14 protein-coding genes and 1 pseudogene are annotated in these 20,488 nt (G+C 47.3%); 10 read left to right on the top strand and 5 right to left on the bottom strand.

Translation table 11 applies throughout. The features are described 5' to 3' along the window. Window positions 1-343: 343 nt before the first annotated feature. The gene (locus CHA6605_RS26600) at window positions 344-1,564 is read left to right on the top strand and encodes a M20 metallopeptidase family protein (protein ID WP_015162472.1); all 1,221 of its coding nucleotides are present in this window, start codon (window positions 344-346) and stop codon (window positions 1,562-1,564) included. Window positions 1,565-1,663: 99 nt separating this feature from the next. Here the strand turns inward: CHA6605_RS26600 and CHA6605_RS26595 are convergent, their stop codons facing one another. Next, window positions 1,664-2,779, bottom strand: coding sequence for a glycosyltransferase family 4 protein (locus CHA6605_RS26595; RefSeq protein ID WP_015162471.1), 1,116 nt, complete (start codon window positions 2,777-2,779; stop codon window positions 1,664-1,666). A gap of 527 nt (window positions 2,780-3,306) precedes the next feature. Here CHA6605_RS26595 and folD point away from each other — a divergent pair. From folD to CHA6605_RS26580, 3 genes are all read left to right on the top strand, one after another. Next, entirely contained in the window at window positions 3,307-4,191 is an 885-nt protein-coding gene (folD, locus tag CHA6605_RS26590; protein WP_015162470.1) for a bifunctional methylenetetrahydrofolate dehydrogenase/methenyltetrahydrofolate cyclohydrolase FolD, read from the top strand. Between the two features lie 24 nt (window positions 4,192-4,215). Further along, entirely contained in the window at window positions 4,216-4,632 is a 417-nt protein-coding gene (locus CHA6605_RS26585; RefSeq protein ID WP_015162469.1) for a hypothetical protein, read from the top strand. A 188-nt stretch (window positions 4,633-4,820) separates the two neighbouring features. Next, on the top strand, window positions 4,821-5,792 hold the full coding sequence (locus CHA6605_RS26580; RefSeq protein ID WP_015162468.1) for a glutathione S-transferase family protein: 972 nt from the start codon (window positions 4,821-4,823) through the stop codon (window positions 5,790-5,792). 146 nt (window positions 5,793-5,938) lie between these two features. On the opposite strand, the gene CHA6605_RS26575 is transcribed toward CHA6605_RS26580, so the two are convergent. Continuing rightward, window positions 5,939-6,181, bottom strand: coding sequence for a Calvin cycle protein CP12 (locus tag CHA6605_RS26575; protein ID WP_015162467.1), 243 nt, complete (start codon window positions 6,179-6,181; stop codon window positions 5,939-5,941). Window positions 6,182-6,790: 609 nt separating this feature from the next. On the opposite strand from CHA6605_RS26575, the gene CHA6605_RS26570 reads away from it, so the two are divergent. From CHA6605_RS26570 to CHA6605_RS33275, 5 genes and pseudogenes are all read left to right on the top strand, one after another. After that, a complete protein-coding gene (locus tag CHA6605_RS26570) occupies window positions 6,791-7,780 on the top strand; it encodes a ribose-phosphate pyrophosphokinase (protein WP_015162465.1) in 990 nt (329 codons plus the stop codon). Between the two features lie 111 nt (window positions 7,781-7,891). Next, window positions 7,892-8,746, top strand: a complete 855-nt coding sequence (gene panC / locus CHA6605_RS36950; protein ID WP_051038979.1) for a pantoate--beta-alanine ligase — start codon at window positions 7,892-7,894, stop codon at window positions 8,744-8,746. 99 nt (window positions 8,747-8,845) lie between these two features. Then, a pseudogene (cmk, locus tag CHA6605_RS36945) lies at window positions 8,846-9,523 on the top strand ((d)CMP kinase); the annotation flags it as partial. Between the two features lie 192 nt (window positions 9,524-9,715). After that, window positions 9,716-11,284: a bifunctional ADP-dependent NAD(P)H-hydrate dehydratase/NAD(P)H-hydrate epimerase gene (locus CHA6605_RS26555; protein WP_015162464.1), complete on the top strand. Its 1,569-nt coding sequence runs from the start codon at window positions 9,716-9,718 to the stop codon at window positions 11,282-11,284. A 1,125-nt stretch (window positions 11,285-12,409) separates the two neighbouring features. Continuing rightward, window positions 12,410-12,556, top strand: a complete 147-nt coding sequence (locus tag CHA6605_RS33275; protein ID WP_086936273.1) for a ribbon-helix-helix protein, CopG family — start codon at window positions 12,410-12,412, stop codon at window positions 12,554-12,556. 193 nt (window positions 12,557-12,749) lie between these two features. Here the strand turns inward: CHA6605_RS33275 and tkt are convergent, their stop codons facing one another. Continuing rightward, window positions 12,750-14,762 carry a transketolase gene (gene tkt / locus CHA6605_RS26545; protein WP_015162462.1) on the bottom strand — a complete coding sequence of 671 codons (2,013 nt, stop codon included), beginning with the start codon at window positions 14,760-14,762 and terminating at the stop codon, window positions 12,750-12,752. A gap of 449 nt (window positions 14,763-15,211) precedes the next feature. Here tkt and CHA6605_RS26540 point away from each other — a divergent pair, with 449 nt between their 5' ends. Next, window positions 15,212-15,679 carry a hypothetical protein gene (locus CHA6605_RS26540; protein ID WP_015162461.1) on the top strand — a complete coding sequence of 156 codons (468 nt, stop codon included), beginning with the start codon at window positions 15,212-15,214 and terminating at the stop codon, window positions 15,677-15,679. A 339-nt stretch (window positions 15,680-16,018) separates the two neighbouring features. Here the strand turns inward: CHA6605_RS26540 and CHA6605_RS26535 are convergent, their stop codons facing one another. Both CHA6605_RS26535 and CHA6605_RS32090 read right to left on the bottom strand, forming a co-directional pair. After that, window positions 16,019-16,555 carry a chemotaxis protein CheW gene (locus tag CHA6605_RS26535; protein WP_015162460.1) on the bottom strand — a complete coding sequence of 179 codons (537 nt, stop codon included), beginning with the start codon at window positions 16,553-16,555 and terminating at the stop codon, window positions 16,019-16,021. 191 nt (window positions 16,556-16,746) lie between these two features. Continuing rightward, window positions 16,747-20,385: a hybrid sensor histidine kinase/response regulator gene (locus CHA6605_RS32090; protein ID WP_051038977.1), complete on the bottom strand. Its 3,639-nt coding sequence runs from the start codon at window positions 20,383-20,385 to the stop codon at window positions 16,747-16,749. Between the last annotated feature and the right edge of the window lie 103 nt (window positions 20,386-20,488).

Below are 20,488 nucleotides of genomic sequence, written 5' to 3'. Positions count from 1 at the left end.
TAAATTTATGACCTGCTGTGATGAATGAGTTGAGGTTACTAAGACTAAATGGGCTGGTTCAACTCCCAACTCGACGCTATGGCTAGCTGGGTTGGCTACGAGCGATAGTTTTGAGAAACTGTAACTATTAGTACCATGGTAAAACAAACTGTCGGCTGTGACCAGTAAATTTTAAATTAATTTTTTGGTAGGCTGTAGTCAAAGATAGATTTGGTGCAAGCTGTGCCAATCAGATCTCGATGCGACTAGTCACTAAACCAGCCGTAGCGTTAAAATCAACATAATCCGAGGCTCTTGGACTCGACACGGCTTCTACGATTGGCTCACTCATCCCTACAACCCAATGTTTGCCACTAACGCACCCACCCAACCAATTAATCCGGACAAGATTCGACCGGAGATTCAAGCATTACAGCCTCATTTAGTTGCCTTTAGACGACAGATCCACCAACAACCAGAACTTGGCTTTCAGGAACGACTTACGGCTGAGGCGATCGCTAAAAAGCTCACAGAATGGAAGATACCCCACCAAGTTGGCATCGCCAAAACGGGTATCGTCGCCATGATTCAGGGACGCAAGACGAGTTTTCGGCTTAAGACATTGGCGATTCGGGCGGATATGGATGCTTTACCGATTCAAGAAGCCAATGAGGTACCCTATAAATCTAAACATGATGGGATCATGCACGCTTGCGGACACGATGGGCATGTGGCGATCGCCTTGATGACGGCATATTATCTATCGCAGCATCAAAATGACTTTGCAGGGATGGTCAAAATTATCTTCCAGCCCGCCGAGGAAGGCCCTGGCGGTGCCAAACCGATGCTCGATGCGGGAGTGCTCCAAAACCCCGATGTCGATGCCATTATCGGGCTGCATCTGTGGAATAATTTACCGCTCGGCACGATCGGGGTGCGCAGTGGGGCATTGATGGCGGCGGTGGAACGATTTACACTGAAGATTCAGGGTAAGGGCGGACATGGCGCGATGCCCCATCAGACTGTAGATGCGATCGTCTTGGGCAGTCAAATTGTCAATTCGCTCCAGACGATCGTCGCGCGCAATGTCAATCCGATCGATTCTGCGGTGGTAACGATCGGTGAATTTCGGGCTGGTACCGCCTGCAATGTCATTGCCGATACAGCTACTTTAGCTGGGACAGTCCGGTATTTTAATCCCGAATTAACTGACTTTTTTCACCAGCGGCTCGACGCGATTGTCGCTGGAATTTGTACCAGCCATGGCGCGACTTATCAGCTAGACTACACCAAACTTTATCCGCCTGTAATTAACGATCCCAAGATCGCCGAACTTGTCAGATCTGTGGCGACAGATTTGGTAGAGACGCCGCTGGGAGTGGTGCCTGAGTGTCAAACTATGGGTGGGGAAGATATGTCCTTTTTCTTGCAAGCTGTCCCCGGTTGTTACTTCTTTCTCGGTGCGGCAAATCCCGATCGATCTCTAGCATATCCCCATCACCATCCCCGATTTGACTTTGACGAAACAGCTTTAGGTACTGGGGTGGAGATGTTTGTGCGGTGCGTGGAGAAGTATTGTAATTAGTGGATGGGTGAATGGGTGGATGGGGAGCATTTTTTCTCAATCCTTACCAATTACCCATTACTCCTCACCTAAAGCCTAAAGCCTAAAGCCTAAAGCCTTCTACCCTCTATTCGATCGACGATCGATCGCTTGTCTGAGAACGCCGTCCCAGATTGCCATCACTGGCTCTACACCAAATCTGTCGAGAACTTTGGGTGCGTAGTGCGAGAAATATTGACGTTTGACTGGATCGGTCATTAAGATATCTAGTCCGACTGCTAAAGCATCGACATTATCGGGTACCACTAAGAGTCCGTCGATACCATTATGGATAATTTCGCGCGGCCCGCTCAAACAGTCGGCAGCAATTACGGGTACTCCACAAGCCATTGCTTCGCACAAGGTGACGGGGAAACCTTCAAACCGAGAGCTGAGGGCGAAAATATCTGCTTTGCGTAACTGCGCATCGATATTGGTGACGACTCCAGGCAAATACACCCGTTCTTCTAACCGTAATCGCGAGCATAAATCTTCGAGTTCGCCGCGCATTTCGCCTTCACCAAAAATGGTCAAAGTCCATTCAGGATGTTCGTTGCAAATTTGCGCGAAAGCCTGAATCAGCACATCGAAACCTTTTTGGGGAATTAGTTTCCCGATCGCGATGACATGCCGATCGTCGGTGTATAGTTGAGACTCGATCGCTTCTGATTCGGGTAAGGCTACAGGATTGGGAACTACTGCTGTCTGATAGCCTCGCTCCAAAGGAAAAAATGATAATGCACTATGCGTCTGTAAGGTAATCAGATCGGCGCGTTTATACGTCCATTTTTGGAGTAGTGCCGCAAATTTACCCAGTCCGCTAAAAGCTGGATAGACATGTTCGCAGACGATCGTGGGTACTTTGAGTCGCCAACAGGCGAGCAGTGTCATAATATTCGTCAGATTGACACAGCTAATTACCACTTGCGGACGACTGGCGACAATTGCTTTTTTGAGTTTGCCAATTTGTTGGATATTTTGACTTAATGCGAAAAAATTCAAGCCCCTATAAATATTGATGCCTAGTGGACGATGCTCGATCTGCTTGTCAAGCTCGTAGAATGGTGGTGTCGATCCATCGTCGAAGGTTAGGATGGTTACTTGCCAATTTCTAGCAGCCCAATAGTTGGCAATAATTGACATGACTCGTTCTGCACCCCCAACATTCAGCGAAGAACTAATCAGTGTAATTTTCATTGGCTCTCAACAAGTATAGATTTAGGAAAAGGAGAATGTCTCTGGCGGAGTCTCTAAATGAAGAGAGCCGTTAGTGCCGATTATCGCCCGTTAACTTAGAATCGCTCGCACCAGAATTGACAACATCTAGGCAAACGAAGATCGCATCTACTGGCAGAAGTGCTGTAATCGCTAGTTTTGCCACCAAAGGTAGAATATCTTTACAGCCTTACGAGATAACCTGGCTGTTATTAACTAGAGTAAAGTACATATCTGAAAAAGTTAAACGGCAATTTGACGCATATCTAGCGAGCGTAGGAGCAAAGTTAGGGCGATACTAAGCCAGCAGCCAGATCCAGAGTTGTAATCGATCTCGCTCCCGACACAATTGTAGTCTCGATCGAGCCAGACCGATATGTTGATATCGACGAGATCTACTCCTGTAGCGATCGGCTAAGATCGATCTTCAACCATCAGGCTGTTGCCGATCTTCATCGATCCAGATTCCCATCTTAGTAAGAATACCCACTAAAACACCCACAATAGTTATGACTACACCTACAGATCGCATTCTCGATGGTAAAGCTTTGGCTTCAAAGATGCAGGATGCACTGCAACAAAAAATTGCCAAATTACAGCCCCAAATCGGTCGCCAGCCGGGATTGGCAGTACTGATGGTCGGCGATAATCCGGCAAGTGCTGCGTATGTCGGTGGTAAAGAAAAAGCTTGTGCCAAGGTCGGTATTAGGTCATTCGGGCAGCACTTTCCTACCGATGTCAGTCAGGAAAAACTCACCGCCATCATTCATGAACTCAATGCTGACGATCGCGTAGACGGGATTTTAGTTCAATTACCGTTACCAGATGGCTTCGACAGCGTAGCATTGCTGCATGAAATCGCCCCCCACAAGGACGTAGATGGCCTCCACGCTCTCAATTTAGGAAAATTGGTCAGGGGAGAACCCGGACTGCAAAGTTGTACGCCAGCAGGCGTAATGCGCTTACTAAGCGAATATAAATTAGATGTCCGGGGCAAACATGCGGTAGTGGTCGGGCGGAGTATTTTGGTCGGTAAACCCTTAGCATTAATGCTGCTAGCTGCCGACGCCACCGTAACGATCGCACACTCGCGCACGCCCGATTTGGCCGCTGTCTGTCGCCAAGCCGATATTTTGGTCGCGGCTGTCGGTAGAACCCAAATGATAAGTGCGGAGATGGTCAAGCCAGGTGCGGTAGTTATCGATGTCGGCATCAATCGGCTCACCGATCCGACGACTGGTAAGTCGCGATTGGTCGGCGATGTCGATTTCGAGCCAGTTAAAGAAGTCGCTAGTTGGATTACCCCCGTTCCTGGTGGCGTGGGCGCAATGACAGTGACGATGCTACTTGAAAATACGGTTTGGAGCTATGCCAATACCCATGGTCTGGTTTAATAGTACCGAGGATATCGATCGAGCATGAAGAATATGCATAGGTATCTCTATCTGGTTTTTGTCACACTCTGGTTGCTAAATCAATATAAATATCTGACGCGAATTGACTTTTCATCGCTCGATCGTCAGAGAAATTACGCTCTTATCGATCGATTAATTATCGATAACTTCCTTTTCGGTGCCTTCGGAATTGTAATTTCTTTATTAATAATTTCGCAAAAGAAAACAAGTGCTTATTTAATATTCACCTGTGCGCTCGGTTTGGCGATTGCTATTGGTACTATTTACTTAGATGCTTCGTTTACCCGCAATGGCGGACAAGCACATCTGAATTCAGTAATGGCTTTTTTTGGATGGATGATTCCGATAAGTATCGCCGGGTGGAGTGGAATTTTTAAAGATTTAGGCGCGGCGATTATGAGAAAACGCGACGATCGCTAAATATCGAAGTTATCGCGATAAAATAATGATTCGATCGAACATAAATTAAGCGATCGAACGTGATATTCGATCGCTTAATTTATAAACCCTGTTTTTTCATCATTTGCGTAGCATCTGGAGCGAAATCATAAACCTACGTTTTGTTGGTAAATCTAAGCTGCTTTTTATAATTCTTTATCCCCTAAATTATGGCAATTCCCCCAAGCTGGATAATTCAAACAGGTCGATCGATCTGGACGCAGATTTGGCAACTAATGATGTCACAACTCGCACCAAGAGACGATCGAGGTGAATATCAACGTCCCCAAAGTGAATTTCGACAGCACATCGAGGGCATTTATATTCCACAACCCAATCGATATCGGTTGTATGTCGGGTGGAGCTGTCCTTGGGCGCATCGTACCCTAGTCGTGCGGGCATTGAAAGGCTTAGAAGGCGCGATTGACGTTACCTTACTTCAGGGCGACGCCAATGCAGGTGGGTGGCGATTGCCAGAGCCAGCACATGGGTGTCAAACGCTGGCAGAATTATATCGATATGGAAAAACTGGTTATACCGGAAGATCGACAGTCCCAATGTTGTGGGATACCCAGACATATTCGATCGTCAATAATGAGAGTGCCGAAATAATTGAAATTCTTAACTCAGAATTTAATGAGTATGCGGCGCATCCCGATCTCGATCTGGCTCCTGACGACCTCCAGGACGCGATCTATCGATGGAATGAGACTATTTACCATACAGTCAATAATGGCGTCTACCGCTGCGGTTTTGCCCAGACACAGACGGCTTACGATCGAGCTTATCGCGAGTTATTTGCCACACTCGATCGCATTGACAATCTGCTAGCAAATCAAGCTTACCTGTGCGGCGATCGATTGACGTTGGCGGATGTGCGGTTATTTACAACTTTAATTCGCTTCGATCTGGTTTACCACACCCTCTTCAAGTGCAACCGACGGCGAATTCGCGATTATCCCCAGCTTCAGGACTACGTTTACCGGATTTATCATCTGCCTGGTGTCGCCGCTACTTGTGATTTTCCGACAATTTTGGCAGATTATTATGGCAATTTATTTCCACTCAATCCGGGCGGGATTATTCCCCAGCTACCCGATCTGAGTTACCTCATCGATCGGCGCGAAGTGCAAACGATCTGAAACTGACAGCTCCAAATGATAATGGCAAGTAATTGGTATTACTTGCCATCGAGCGAACCCATCGGGGAGTGCGACTAAGATTTAAAATCATCTACAAAGCTCTATCCATCTGTCAAACTGGTGTCAGAACTTGAGTTTGAGAGAATTTAGGTATCGTAGAGCAAACACTCTGGAGACTCTGGATTGTCCGAACAAAAGCGTTCGAGGGAATTTTTAGGCTGCGCGCTACGTTGGTGTCCCGATTCTTGATGTAGTTCTTCTAAAATTTCCATCGCTACAGCAAATTCAGGAGAAGTTTTACCAAACTTTTCGCCAGCCTGATGAGCAGCTTCCCGTGCTTGCTCGATCCGGTCTTCTAGTGTCATCTGCGTTTCTTGAGTATTGGTCATAATCTTGGCTATGTACGGTAAATTATGTGCGCTCTATCGAAGCAACCTGGTTTCTATTGTATCTTCCCCCTCTCGAAAGACAATCTACTAAATGTAGAGGTTTCCACACAATTGAGTGGGACCGATCGACTAATGCCGATTTTAGCTGCTACTAGAGCCTTGTGGCTCGATCGTTACTCGAATAGACATCGATCGCAACATAAAATGACATCGTTAATTTTTTTGTCAAATACTTTACCAAAATTAGTCGAAATCATTTTTTTTTGGTCGAAAGAGACGAGTTGTGAATCAGAGTGTTAGGATTGCCTTGCAAAATTTAGAACTTATTGAGGGTCTACGGCGATCGGTCTGCTACCTTGACGCTGCCGACAATCCCATCGATTAGTAACGATTGCAGCCACCTGCGATTGTATTGTGGCAACGCTAATGTACCGCGATCGAGAGAAATCGCTCGTCCCAATCGGCACCTAAAACGACATGGTTAATTTTTGTGGTATGTACTTTACCAAAATTTAGTCGAAATCATTTTTTTTTCGGTCGAAAGAGACGAGTGGTGAATCAGAGTGTTAGAATTGCCTTGCAAAATATAGAACTTATTGAGGGTCTGCTGTGATCCGGTCTGCTACCTTGACGCTTCCGACAATCCCATCGATTAGTAATGATAACAGCCGTCTTCGACTGTTTTCTGGCAATGCTAACGTGCCCCTAGCCAAAGAAATCGCTCGTTATTTAGGGTTAGATCTCGGCCCGATGATGCGAAAACGATTTGCAGATGGAGAAATTTACGTTCAGATCCAAGAATCTATTCGTGGTTGTGACGTTTATTTAATTCAACCGACTTGCCATCCAGTGAACGATAACTTGATGGAATTATTCATCCTGATCGACGCTTGTCGGCGGGCATCGGCGCGACAGATTACGGCGGTGCTGCCCTATTATGGCTATGCTCGTGCCGATCGCAAAACTGCCGGACGCGAATCGATTACAGCAAAATTAGTTGCCAATCAGATTACTATGGCTGGTGCCGATCGCGTCTTGGCGATGGATCTCCATTCCGCTCAGATCCAAGGCTACTTTGATATTCCGCTGGATCATATTTACGGTTCGCCAGTAATTATCGATTATCTGCTTGCCAAAAATCTGCCAGATGTTGTCGTCGTATCGCCAGATGTCGGCGGGGTCGCGCGTGCGCGTGCATTTGCCAAAAAACTCAACGATGCCCCACTAGCCATCATCGACAAACGGCGTCAGGCGCATAATGTCGCGGAAGTGATGAATGTCATCGGTGACGTTGCTGGCAAAACGGCGATTCTCGTCGATGACATGATCGATACGGGTGGGACGATTACCGAAGGTGCAAAAATTTTGCGCCAACAGGGTGCGCGTCAAGTTTATGCTTGTGCGATCCATGCGGTATTTTCGCCACCTGCGATCGAACGGCTCTCCAGCGGCGTATTTGAAGAAGTTATCGTCACCGATACGCTACCGCCAGTCAAGCAGCCATTTCCCCAGCTCAAAGTGCTCTCTGTCGCCAATTTATTGGGCGAAGCCATCTGGCGGGTGCATGAAGATAATTCAGTTAGCAGCATGTTTCGCTAGAGGGTAGAGTGGGACTGGGAGACGAGGAGACGAGGAGACGAGGAGACTGGGGAACGCTTGCGTTCAAAAATTCACTATCCACTATCCACTATTCACTATCCACTATCTCTAATGAATCTGCCGCTCCTCACTACTCCCAACGAACTAGATCGTTACCTCCAGTCCCATCGCTCTCAATCAATTGGCTTTGTACCAACGATGGGAGCGTTACATGTGGGACATCAGAGTTTGATCGAACGTGCCAGATCGGAAAATACAGTCGTAATTGTCAGTATTTTTGTCAATCCCTTACAATTTGCAGCAGATGAAGATCTCGATCGATATCCGCGTCAGCTCGAAATCGATCGCGTCATTTGCGAAGCCGCAGGTGTAGATTTATTATTCGTCCCCACTGTCGAAAGTATGGGCATTAGGGATACACTCACTCAAGTCGTCCCCCCAGCATCGATGGTAAATCGGCTCTGTGGTAACACCCGCACCGGACACTTTCAAGGTGTCGCCACGATCGTTGCTAAACTACTCAACATCGTCCAACCCGATCGCGCCTATTTTGGTGAGAAAGATGCCCAGCAACTAGCCATTATCCGCCGCATCGTCACCGATCTCAATCTCCCTGTCAGCATTATCGGTTGCCCTACCTTACGTGCCAATTCTGGCTTGGCACATAGCTCTCGCAATCAATATCTATCGCCCACCGGACGCTCGCAAGCAGCCGTAATCTACCGCAGCCTCAACCAAGCCCAAAAATTAGCCCAAAACGGCGAAACCGACCCCCACAAACTCCTCACAGCCGCTCAAACCGAACTAAATACCGTCCCCGAATTTCACCTCGAATACCTAGAAATTGTCGATCCGCACACTTTACAATCGATCGACACCCTAGATAAACCAGCTTTAATCGCGATTGCTGGACGCATCGAAAATACCCGCTTGATTGATAATATTGGCATTTTGCCTGCTGTTTAGGTAGAGGGTAGTGGATAGTGGATAGTGGATAGTGAATAGAAGCCTTGTGGCGCGCAGTTCCACCCATCCCCATCCACCCATCTACCCATCCACCCATCCACCCTCATGCTCTCCCCCCTTCCCATCATCGCCATTGACGGCCCCGCAGGGGCAGGCAAATCTACTGTTACCAAACTCGTAGCCGCCCGTTTAGGGCTGTTATTTTTGGATACGGGTGCAATGTACCGCGCGATCGCTTGGCTGGTGTTAGAGGCCAATTTAGCCCTAGATGACGAGCTAAGTATTGCCCGCTTGGTGCAGGAGGCCAAGATCGTCTTGACTGGCGATCGAGTGGTCGTTAACGACATCGATGTCACAGAGGCGATCAGGATGCCAGCAGTCACGGGCAAAGTCTCGGCAATTGCCGCTCTAGGCGTAGTCAGAGCCGCATTAGTCACCCAACAACAAGCAATCGGTGCTAATGGTGGTATCGTCGCGGAAGGGCGAGATATGTGTACTCATGTCTTTCCAAATGCCAAAGTCAAGATTTTTCTGACTGCATCGGTACCCGAACGCGCCAGACGCCGCCAACAGGATCTAATCGATCGGGGTCAAGGTGAGGTGAGTTTGGTAGAATTGGAGCACTCAATCGCCGAACGAGATCGCATCGACAGTACCCGCGAAATTGCCCCACTCAAAAAAGCAGCCGATGCCGTAGAAATAGTTACCGATAATCTCAGCATCGATGAAGTAGTCGATCGAATTGTCAACATGTACCGTGAGGCAACTAGCACCTAGATTTAGAGGATTTTGGATTGCGGATTGCGGATTGCGGATTGGGTTGTTGCTACCTATCCACCCAGTCTCCCCGTCTCCCCCTCTCCCCGTCTCCCAGTCTCCCCGTCTCCCCCTCTCCCCCTCCCCCTCCATCGCGTTACGCTAATTAATACGACCGCAGATCGTTTTTAAAAACCAAAAGAGGATGCGATGATGCCAGAAACAATGCGCGATCGCGATCGATTATTAGCTCGATTCCTGGTTTCTACCGAACAGATGCAGCAAATCGAAAGCAAGATATTTGCCGCTGGGATGCCTGTGGCGGCACTAATGGAAAAAGTCGGCGGTTTAATTGCGCGGCGATTTCAAATTCTTTACCCGCGCACTACTCATCAACGAGTGGGTATTTTGGTAGGGATGGGTCATAATGGTGGCGATGCGCTTGTGGTTGCCCGCGAGTTATATGTTCGGGGCTATGAGATTGCGATCTATGTGCCGTCGGAGCAATTAAGCGAATTAACAAATCAACACTATTGTTATGTTTCGAGTTTGGGTGTAAGGATTGTCGATAATGTCAAAGATCTGACCGATTGTGATGTCATTATTGATGGCTTATTTGGTTTTGGTTTGAACCGCGAAATTAGCGGCAATCTCTTTGAAGCGATCGAGTTGGTTAATAAATCGCAGATACCTGTTGTCAGTATCGATTTACCTTCTGGCATTCAGGCTGATACTGGGTGTGTTTTAGGCATTGCTATTAAAGCGACGGTAACTCTGTGTTTGGGAATCTGGAAATTAGCTTTTATTCACGAACAGGCGATCGCATATTTAGGTAGAGCTGAATTAATTGATTTCGATATCCCGCTTGCAGATATCCAGCAGATCTTAGGCAAACAGCCGACGATAACGCGGATGACTGCCGATCGGGCGATCTCTAATTTACCACTGCCGCGATCGTCAATTACCCACAAATATCATGAAGGACATTTATTGTTAGTCGTCGGTTCGGCACAGTATAGTGGAGCCGCAATTTTATCGAGCTTGGGAGCTAGAGCAACTGGCATCGGGATGCTATCGATCGCCGTTCCCGCTTCACTCAAGCCAGTATTATTAAACTATTTACCAGAAGCTCTAATTATTGGTTGCCCAGAAACAGAAGCCGGAACGATTAAATCGCTACCAGAACTAGATTTTAATAAATATCAAGCGATCGCTTGCGGTTGTGGTTTAACCGAGCGACCATCGAAAGTAGTCAAACAAATTTTAGCGGCAAATTGTCCGATCGTGCTAGATGCCGATGCTCTGAATATTATTGCCAAACTCGGCACGGAAATCTCCTTATCTAACCGCAGCCAGCCGACAATTCTAACGCCTCATATCGGTGAATTTAAACGGCTATTTACCAAGATTCCCACAACTAATAAACTCGGTGCTGCTAGTGCCGCCACGCAAGCTAGCGGTGCAGTTATTTTAGTCAAAGGAGCGCGAACTGTTATCGCCCACAATGGTCGATCGATCGTCATTCCTGATAGTACTCCAGCTTTAGCGAGAGGTGGAAGTGGCGATATTTTGACTGGACTAATTGGCGGTTTAATTGCGACAGATCGACGGGCAGATCTAGATATTGCTGAAGTTGTTGCAACTGCTGCTTGGTGGCACTCTCAAGCTGCAATTTTAGCAGCTACAGAACGCTCTGAATTGGGAGTCGATCCGCTGACTTTGATTCACTATTTAAATACAGTAATCAGCACCGATTCAAATAATTTAGACTGCGATATCTAATCATAATATCGGGCTAAAGTTGCCGATATTGACAGTAACTTGTCAGCACTCGATCGCAGCTATAGTACCGAATTAGGGAATTGGCAAACGGCTACCATCTCAAGAGCGATTTTACAACCAAATCAATGAGTTTTGGCTATTTCGATCGATAATCTCAACCCCAATCGAGACGATCGAGATTTAGCGAGCGGTATGATTCTAACTAAATTTGTATTCTATCTACCAATTCTGGAAATTTTTTGCACATATCGAAACTAATAGATGCAGATTATGCATACTGCATAGTAAATAGTAGCGTTGACAACAAAATCACCATCTTGCTTCAGTTATGGTTTGAGATATAAAAAATACTAATTATAAGCACACTAAATAGTTACTGCTTGAAGTATTATGTAAGCTAATTTATTTATGTGAGTCAACAGCTTATTAGTTACAAACAGATTAATGGTATAGCAATACTTGTTGGGTAACAACCGCTGACGATTGAAATCGCACTACAAGCTGCGATTTACGCATCGCCTACGCGGACTAACTAATTTTCAGATTAACAAAAAAAGTATTCAATGGCTTAGAACATTAATATTTCCGAGGACTCAGCCAATTTATTAATAGTCAGAGCGGCAAGTCTCAATTATTTAGTCTTCCGATCGCGCTAATTGCCAGTAAAGATGCTTATAATTTAAATTGTTTTTAATGGTGGTAATAATGATAAGACATCGAACGAATACAATATCTAAGGTAACTGTAGAAATAAGCACTTCAGTTTTATACCCTTGGAAAATTGACGATTACTTTAAATATCACGATCGAAAATACAGAATAGAAAAAATTATCCGCGAAGCAAAATATGCTTGCGTAGATGGCATAATTAGTGAAATATCAGATGATACCCCCATTCAGCATCAAATCATCATGAGCTTGGTAATTGGGGCTTTAGTTAGGTAAATTTAGCTGATGAGGAAGCGAAGCGATCGCGTAATATAAAGAGCGAGCCAATATTTGGTTTGAATCTCGATCGAATCTTATTAGCAATCTCATCCCGAACAATAGTCACAAAATATTTATCTTGTCATCCGCCAAAGCACTAAAAATTCAACATTCATACATCCAATTCACTTATTATTCGTGCGTACAAAATCTCCAAGACAGTTGAATGTCAAGTTGCTCAAGCAAGATATCGAAATCCTTGAAGCCTTTTCAGAGAAAACTCAAAGAACGAAAACTGACATTATTCGAGAGTTTATCCGTTCCCTACAAAATGAGATCCGGTAATCTCTAAGTCGATAGATCGCTTAGGTCACTTTCAATTAATCTAATTATTCTGGTGATGTAGATAGATAGGTTCATTTATTTATCGAGCAGATAGTAACCATTTCCTGATTTTTTCTATGCCACCGCGTGAGGTAATGTCACTATAGAAAAAGGTGGGAATTATCCCACCTCTATCTCAAAATTCAAGTTTTAATTAACCTAAAACTTTCTTGGCTGTAGCAACGACGTTATCGACTGTGAAACCATATTTCTCCATCACTACGCCACCTGGAGCCGAAGCACCAAAACGATCGACTGTGACTAAACCGCCATCCATACCGACGAAACGGTGCCAACCCATGCTGCAAGCAGCTTCGACAGCGACGCGTTTGGTAACTGCCTTAGGTAAGACAGATTCTTGGTAAGCGGCATCTTGAGCGTCGAATAACTCCCACGAAGGCATGGAGACAACGCGGACTTTTTTGCCTTCAGCGGTGAGTTTTTCAGCCGCAGAGACGCACAAGCTGACTTCGGAACCCGTTCCGATCAAAATGATATCGGGAGTACCTTGGGAATCGACAATCGTGTAAGCACCTTTAGTTACACCTTCGATCGAAGTTCCGGCTAAGTTAGGTAGATTTTGACGGGATAATGCGAGGAGGGTGGGAGCTTGTTGGCTGGCTTTCTCGATCGCAACTTTGTACGCGCCAGAGGTTTCGTTACCATCGGCGGGACGAATGACGGTGAGGTTGGGGATAGCGCGCAAGGAGGCGATCGTTTCGATCGGTTGGTGCGTGGGGCCATCTTCACCTTGACCGATCGAATCGTGAGTCATTACCCACAATGTACCGACTTGAGACAATGCGGAGAGGCGAATCGCGGCGCGCATGTAGTCGGTGAAGATTAAGAAGGTCGCACCGTAAGGAATCAAACCGGAGTTGTGGAGAGCCATCCCGTTACAGATCGCACCCATGGCATGTTCGCGCACGCCGAAGTGGACGTTACGATTTTGGTATGCGTCTTTTTGGAAATCGCCAGAACCTTTGATTTCGGTGAGGTTGGAGTGGGTTAAGTCAGCCGAACCGCCGATTAAGCCGTGTAAAACGGGAGCGAGTTTGTTGAGGCAAATTTCCGAGTGTTTGCGCGAAGCGACTGGTTTATCTTCGGGGGTATAGGTAGGCAAGACGCTATCCCAACCAGCAGGGAGTTGGCGAGTGAGCAAGCCTTCAAATTCGGCAGCTTCTTGAGGATATTTGGATTTGTAGGTAGCTAGAGTTGCTTCCCATTCGCCTTCATATTTGGCACCGCGATCGATTGCTTCGCGCATGTGAGCGACGGCATCGGCGGGTAATTCAAACGGAGCGTATTCCCAGCCGAGATTCTCGCGGGTGAGTTTGACTTCATCACCACCGAGAGCCGCACCGTGGATGCCTGCTGTGTTGCATTTGTTGGGGGAGCCGTAACCGATGATCGTGGTGACTTTGATCATCGTGGGTTTGTCGGTGACTTTCTTAGCTTCTTCTAGAGCTGCCGAAATCGCGGCTAAGTCAGTGTTACCATCTTCAACGTGGATGGTGTGCCACCCGTAAGCTTCAAATCGCTTGGAGACATCTTCAGTAAAGGCAACATCGGTCGAACCATCGATCGAGATGTGGTTGTCATCATACAAGACAATTAGCTTACCTAAGCCCCAGTGACCCGCGATCGAAGCGGCTTCGCCGGAAATGCCTTCCATATTACAACCATCGCCGACGATGACGTAAGTGTAATGATCGACGATGGTGGCATCGGGTTTGTTATATTTAGCCGCTAGGTGCGCTTCAGCTAAAGCCAAGCCGACACCATTTGCAATCCCTTGTCCGAGCGGGCCAGTGGTTACTTCAATACCCGCAGTCTCAAAGTTTTCGGGGTGTCCGGGAGTGCTCGAACCCCACTGACGGAAGTTCTTGATATCTTCGATACTGACGCTATCGTAGCCAGTTAGGTGCAACAGGGCATATTGCAGCATCGAACCGTGTCCAGCAGAGAGTACGAACCGATCGCGGTTGAACCATTGGGGGTTCTTGGGGTTGTACCGCATGAAATTTTGCCACAGTACATATGCCATCGGAGCCGCACCCATCGGTAAACCTGGGTGACCGGATTTTGCTTTCTCGATCGCATCTACAGCGAGAAAACGAATTGAATTAATAGCAAGTTGGTCTAAAGATTGAGCGGTTACAGGCATGATATATATTAATTAAACTAATGACTAGTGGGAAGATTTGCTTATTGCTGCTAGACAAGTGTGGGCCGATTATCTAGTTTACAATTTTCCGGGGGACGATCGGCACAATATTTTTATGCCACAACTGGAAATTCGCCAAAAGATCTGCATCGATCTTAACAATTTCTAACCATCATCCCATTTGGTGGATGGATGAGCAAGGGGTTAGGGATGAGGCTTTAGGGATTAGGCTTTAGGCTTTAGGCTTTAGGTCTTAGGCTCTGAATCTGAGCAAAACTTAAGGAACGCAAGCGTTCCAAAACCCATATACTCATAAAACCTAACACCGTAAATCTAAAGCCAAAAGCCAAAAGCCAAAAGCCTAGTTTTTGTTACAGAACATCTCTATCGCTTCCATTTGCCCGCAGCATCTGGTATGACTAGGCCAGAGGTAGTCGATCGAACAAAGTATGAACATGCCAAAATACGATAGTATCTTCAATGCTGAAGAGTATACCGATGAGCCATTAAATGAAGCTGAAGGCTTGGCATCGATTGTGCTGATCGCTGCTTTAGCAGATAATCCGCAAGACTTGGTGGCACCAGATTTATTTTTAGATATTCTGGCAGATTTTGACTTATATGCGGAATATTCTGATGAGGATCTCTTATCGATGGTCGATAGTTTGACCGCAATTGCTGCCGACAAAGGACTCGGTGCTTTATTTAATGCCGCAGATGAAGCGATTCCTGACGATCTAGTACCGGATGCTTATGCGGCGGCGATGTTGGCGAAGATGAATATGGATACGGGCGAGATTCCGGCAAATGCACTAGTATTTTTGAAAGAATTACAATCGGTATTGGATATCGATGATGAGGAAGCGGCGGAAGTCACCGCAGAGGTGCAAAAGGCATTCGAGCAGGTTGAAGGGTAAATTTTGACGATCGATAAATTTTAGATAGATCGATCTTGGGATAGTGGGCAATGCCCACTATCCCAAGATCGATCGCATTCAATTAACTTTGAAAGGCGGCATATAATGAATGCGATCGACAGAAAATTCCAGCGTTTCATAGAATTTGGGTACGATCGATTCGTGAAGAGATTGCGATCGATAAAAGCAGTTTAAATTCTTTTTGCTACGACTCGACATGTTCTGTGGGCAGTGCCCACCTTCGGCATCATCAACGGCTACAGCGAATTCGACAAATACATCCCGTTCGATGCGTCGCTCCCGACCATGGAAGCGAGACAGCGACGCCTAAATTCCTACTTAATTCAAGTGACTGGATCTGTTCGATCTGTTTGGATCGATCGGGTCGAAGCCAATGAGTAGAATCTGTAATGGTGCTAGGTTACCTTCTTGCGGGACGATCGCCATTTGGGAGATAAAACTAAGCTGATTGACTTCGCGATAAGCTAGCGGAAGAGATCGAATCATGGCGGGATCGATGTCCATTAATACTGGTGCATCTTTGATGGGAAGAGCGCACAATTCGCCAGCGTGGGTATGAAATAAGATCAGAAATTTGGAAGAATCCTGGAGCGGATCGATCGAGGCGAATTTTTGGCGTAAATCGACAATTGTCAAAGTTTCTGCACCCAAATTCATGATGCCAATCCCATCTCTGAGCACTGCTCGCTCTGATGGATAGACGATCGCTTTTTCCACGGCTGCTACAGGCATCGCAAACAGGTAGTTGGCCATTGGTGTCTGTTCGATATCGGCTAGGGCAAACACGATCGCGTCGATCGTATTGCCATCTTCGTTATTACTAGCTAACCGTTGGGATAGGAGGGAGGAAGTCATTCTAGGGGAGGGGGAGAGGGGGAGAGGGGGAGAGGGGGAAGTAATGAATTTAGAGAACGCAGTTCCTAAAGCCTAAAGCCTAAAGCCTAAAGCCTAAAGCCTAAAGCCTAAAGCCTAAAGCCTAAAGCCTAAAGCCTAAAGCCTAAAACCTAAAGCCTAAAGCCTAAAGCCTAAAGCCTAAAGCCTAAATCCTAGACTCCTACTTCACTAGGCTGTGCTAGTGTCGCGATGATGTCTAATAAATCTCGATCGGATTGGGGCTTGGTAAGGTAGTCTTTAGCTCCTAAAGTCATAGCGAGATCGCGGTGTTTTTGACCGCCGCGCGTGGTGAGCATGACGATCGGAATTTGAGAGAATTTGGGATCTTGGCGACAATAGCTGAGAAACTCGAATCCATTCATTTGGGGCATTTCGATATCGCAAACTACCAGGCGAATGCGGGGATGTTCTTGGAGTCGGAGGATGCCTTCGCGTCCGTGGCTGGCTTGGATAACTTGACAGCCAGCTTTAGTGAGGGAGCGAGCCAAGCTTTGGCGTTGAACCAGGGAGTCATCGACGACTAAGACTTGTAGCTGTCGCCCAGTGGAAGCGGCATTGTGGCTGTTGAGATCGCCGAGGGTTGATGCTACTTCTTCGGGCAAGGGTACATCGCTGGCTGGAGCTAATGCGGGTTGGGTGGTTGCTGGTAGGGTAGGCAATTTCGCGGGGATAGACTGAGTAACAGGGTTGTTACTGGCTTTAACGCGAGCGATGAGTTCTACAGGATCGAGGGCGAGTGTCAGACTGCCATCGCCCAGGACGCTATAACCTTGAATATAATTAGGCAATTCAAAGGTTTGACCGAGCGATTTGACAACTAGTTCTTGCTCCATCAAGATGCGGCTGACTTCGAGACAGATGCGATCGTCGTTGATTTCTAGTAACAGTAAGGCGTTGGTGCTGTGTTTGGATTGGATGGGGAACAGCGTGCTGGCACTAAGATCGCCAGCGACGATTTGGCACCGATAGTCGAGGAGACTATTGACTGCATAAATAGGAATTAATTTCTGTTCGGCTCCTTCGCCCCAGCGTAAAAATGTGGAAGAATCTTTGTCTGAAAGCAAGGACTGGGAGACGATTCGATCGGGTGAGGGCAGTAATACTTGCGAAATGGCATCCGCTCGCAGGGCATGGACGAAGCCTTGGGACTCACAAATCATCAACCGAGTGGTGGTGAGATTGAGGGGGAATTGCATCACAAAGGTGGTGCCTTGACCTGCGACAGAGCGCACGTCGATCGTGCCCTGTAAGGCTCCAATTCGGTCGCGGACGACGTCTAAACCAATGCCGCGACCGGAAAGATCGTTAACTTTGTCAGCGGTCGAAAATCCGGGAGCAAACATAATTTCGGCCAACTCGGCTTCGGTTGCCGCGTGACTGGCTTGCAGTAGGTGCATATCGATCGCGCGCTGGCGAATTTTATCCCAGTTCAAACCTTGGCCGTCATCGCTGACTTCGATTTTGGTGCGGTTGCCTTGGTGATAGACTTGGATCGTCAATTGTCCGATCGGGGCTTTACCTTGGCTGGCACGAATTTCTGGCGATTCGATGCCGTGGTCGTAGGCGTTCCTAACTAGGTGGAGTAAAGGATCGTAGAGTTTTTCGGCGATAATTTTATCGATCGAAACTTCGCTACCGATCAGTTGTAATTGGGCGGGTTTGCGATGAGAGGCGACCATTTGCTGGAGCAAGCGCGGGAAGCGATTGAGGACGCCAGCAATTTCCACCATTCTGGCTTCAAATAGTTCCGACTGGGCATCAGCGAGGATTTGCTTGCGTTTGCCCAAGGTCATCCGCGCTCTCTGGGTCATTTCTGCCAAATTCCCTACCTTGAGGCCGAGTTCGGCCAGCTCGTCGGTGAGATTTTGGATCGAGATGCTCAAGTCGCTATAGACATCTAATTCGAGACTATCGAAATGAGCGACGATCTCATTGGCTGCTTTTTTGCCTTTTTTAGTTTTATTTTTGGTAGATTGTTTGCGCCGCGATGCCAGTTTTTGGCGTTCGTCGATCGCGGCATTTTTATCGGCCCAATCGCTGACTAGACGCAGCTTTTGCTCGCAGCGACGGTATTGTTCGACGGTAGATTGGGCGAGTCTTTGTAATTGCTCGGCGCGGAGGAATTGTTGGTTATCGTCGATCGTCAGTTCGCCGATGGCATGACTGAGCCGTTCGAGTTGGACTGTGGCTACGCGCACGCTTACTAGCGCATCGGGTGCTGCTTCGCGCTCTGGTACCATCCGCTCTGGTGCTGGCGGATTGAGGTCTTCGGCAGTGGCTTCTAGCTGTCCGAGCCAAATCGATTGGAAAATGCGATCGATTCCCGATTGAGTAGTCAGAGCTAGCTGGGAGTTGGGTGTAGAGATATGCGCCAATTGCGAGCTATCGGTTGCTTCGATGAGATATTCTGTCCGATCTGGCTCGAACGCTCCAATCTCAACAATCTCTAAATCGGCATCGACGATCTGATGCAATCGAGCGTGCTCTTGCGGTTCGTCGTAAATTTCGGGAGTAGTGTCGTTATCGACTAACGATAACCATTCCGAAGCAGCCACATCGCTCGTAGTTGTAGTTTCAGCCGGAGTAATGTCATTATCGACTAACGATAACCATTCCGAAGCATTTGATTCGACAGTCGTGGTTTCGGCGGGAGTGGTGTCACGATCGACTAACGATAACCATTCCGAAGCAGCCGCATCGCTCGTAGTTGTGGCTACGGTGGTAGTATCGTTATCGACTAAGGAGAGCCATTCCGAAGCATTTGATTCGGCAGTCGTGGTTTCGGCGGTAGTAGTGTCGTTATCGACTAACGATAACCATTCCGAAGCAGCCGCATCGCTCGTAGTTGTGGCTGCTGTGGTAGTATCGTTATCGACTAAGGAGAGCCATTCTGAAGCATTTGATTCGGCAGTCGGGGCTTTGGCGGTGGTAGTGTCGTTATCGACTAACGATAACCATTCGGCGGAACTAGATTCATCTGTGGCTGGAGCTGTTGTCAGGGTCTGAGAGTCACCCCAAGCTGCTAATTCAAATGATACTTCACCACCAACCGATCGATCGCCACCGACGATCGCGATTTGGGCTTGTTGAAAATTGGCCAAGGCAATCGGTGCTAGCTCTAGCACTCTGCCTGGATGACGCTCTACAGCGGCTAGCGTCGTCTTGGCGATCGCCGCAATACCAGGGAGACTATAAGAGCCACCCAACTCCAATAAAAATTCGGCTAACGAGTTGAGACTCTCTTTTACCCTACCCACATTTTGACTGGCGATCGCGATCGAGAGATCTTCGAGATCTTGTGGGATGCTATCGGTAAAAATCGAGCCGATTACATCAAAACCGAGTTCGGCGGCGGTCGGTAATGGTGTCTCTCGCCCAAAAAAGTCGCCTAAATGAGTTTGTAACCTCGCAAATAATGCTGCCGTTCGCTCGAGGGTCGCGGCTTCGTCGTAGGGAACTCCCGCCAACAACGCGCTCAAAGGATCGTACAGACAATCGTAACCTTCCATTAAGAGCAGTCCCAGTTCGGGATCGATCTCTAATTCGGGTGGATATAGTGCCTGGAAGACATCTTCGAGGTGATGGGCGATCGTTTCGATCGTTTTGAAACCACAATTGGCCGCACTACCCTTAATCGTATGCGCTGCACGCATGAGAGTATGGACGCGCTCGATCGTTTTTTCTTGAACCAGACTCAGGAGTGTTTGTTCGATCGTTTGTAATAATTCCGCCGCTTCGATCTCAAAGTATCGATCGAGTGACTCTTGAAAATCTAGATCGTCGGTGGTCATTTAGGGGATAGGGGATAGGGGATAGGGGATAGGGGAAGGGTTAGAGGTTAGGGATACTTAGGGGATAGAGGATAGGATTTTAGGTTTGAGTCTTTAGGTTTAG

The organism is Chamaesiphon minutus PCC 6605 (assembly GCF_000317145.1).
Classification (GTDB): Bacteria; Cyanobacteriota; Cyanobacteriia; order Cyanobacteriales; family Chamaesiphonaceae; genus Chamaesiphon; species Chamaesiphon minutus.
Note: the sequence above shows the minus strand (reverse complement) of the source record. Positions and strands in the feature narration are given on the sequence as shown.

What these genes read in the sequence shown, in the direction of transcription:
- CHA6605_RS26600 (WP_015162472.1), top strand. Translation starts at nt 344, where the DNA reads ATGTTTGCCACTAACGCACCCACCCAACCAATTAATCCGGACAAGATT.
- CHA6605_RS26595 (WP_015162471.1), bottom strand. Translation starts at nt 2,779, where the DNA reads ATGAAAATTACACTGATTAGTTCTTCGCTGAATGTTGGGGGTGCAGAA.
- folD (WP_015162470.1), top strand. Translation starts at nt 3,307, where the DNA reads ATGACTACACCTACAGATCGCATTCTCGATGGTAAAGCTTTGGCTTCA.
- CHA6605_RS26585 (WP_015162469.1), top strand. Translation starts at nt 4,216, where the DNA reads ATGAAGAATATGCATAGGTATCTCTATCTGGTTTTTGTCACACTCTGG.
- CHA6605_RS26580 (WP_015162468.1), top strand. Translation starts at nt 4,821, where the DNA reads ATGGCAATTCCCCCAAGCTGGATAATTCAAACAGGTCGATCGATCTGG.
- CHA6605_RS26575 (WP_015162467.1), bottom strand. Translation starts at nt 6,181, where the DNA reads ATGACCAATACTCAAGAAACGCAGATGACACTAGAAGACCGGATCGAG.
- panC (WP_051038979.1), top strand. Translation starts at nt 7,892, where the DNA reads ATGAATCTGCCGCTCCTCACTACTCCCAACGAACTAGATCGTTACCTC.
- CHA6605_RS26555 (WP_015162464.1), top strand. Translation starts at nt 9,716, where the DNA reads ATGCCAGAAACAATGCGCGATCGCGATCGATTATTAGCTCGATTCCTG.
- tkt (WP_015162462.1), bottom strand. Translation starts at nt 14,762, where the DNA reads ATGCCTGTAACCGCTCAATCTTTAGACCAACTTGCTATTAATTCAATT.
- CHA6605_RS26540 (WP_015162461.1), top strand. Translation starts at nt 15,212, where the DNA reads ATGAACATGCCAAAATACGATAGTATCTTCAATGCTGAAGAGTATACC.
- CHA6605_RS26535 (WP_015162460.1), bottom strand. Translation starts at nt 16,555, where the DNA reads ATGACTTCCTCCCTCCTATCCCAACGGTTAGCTAGTAATAACGAAGAT.
- CHA6605_RS32090 (WP_051038977.1), bottom strand. Translation starts at nt 20,385, where the DNA reads ATGACCACCGACGATCTAGATTTTCAAGAGTCACTCGATCGATACTTT.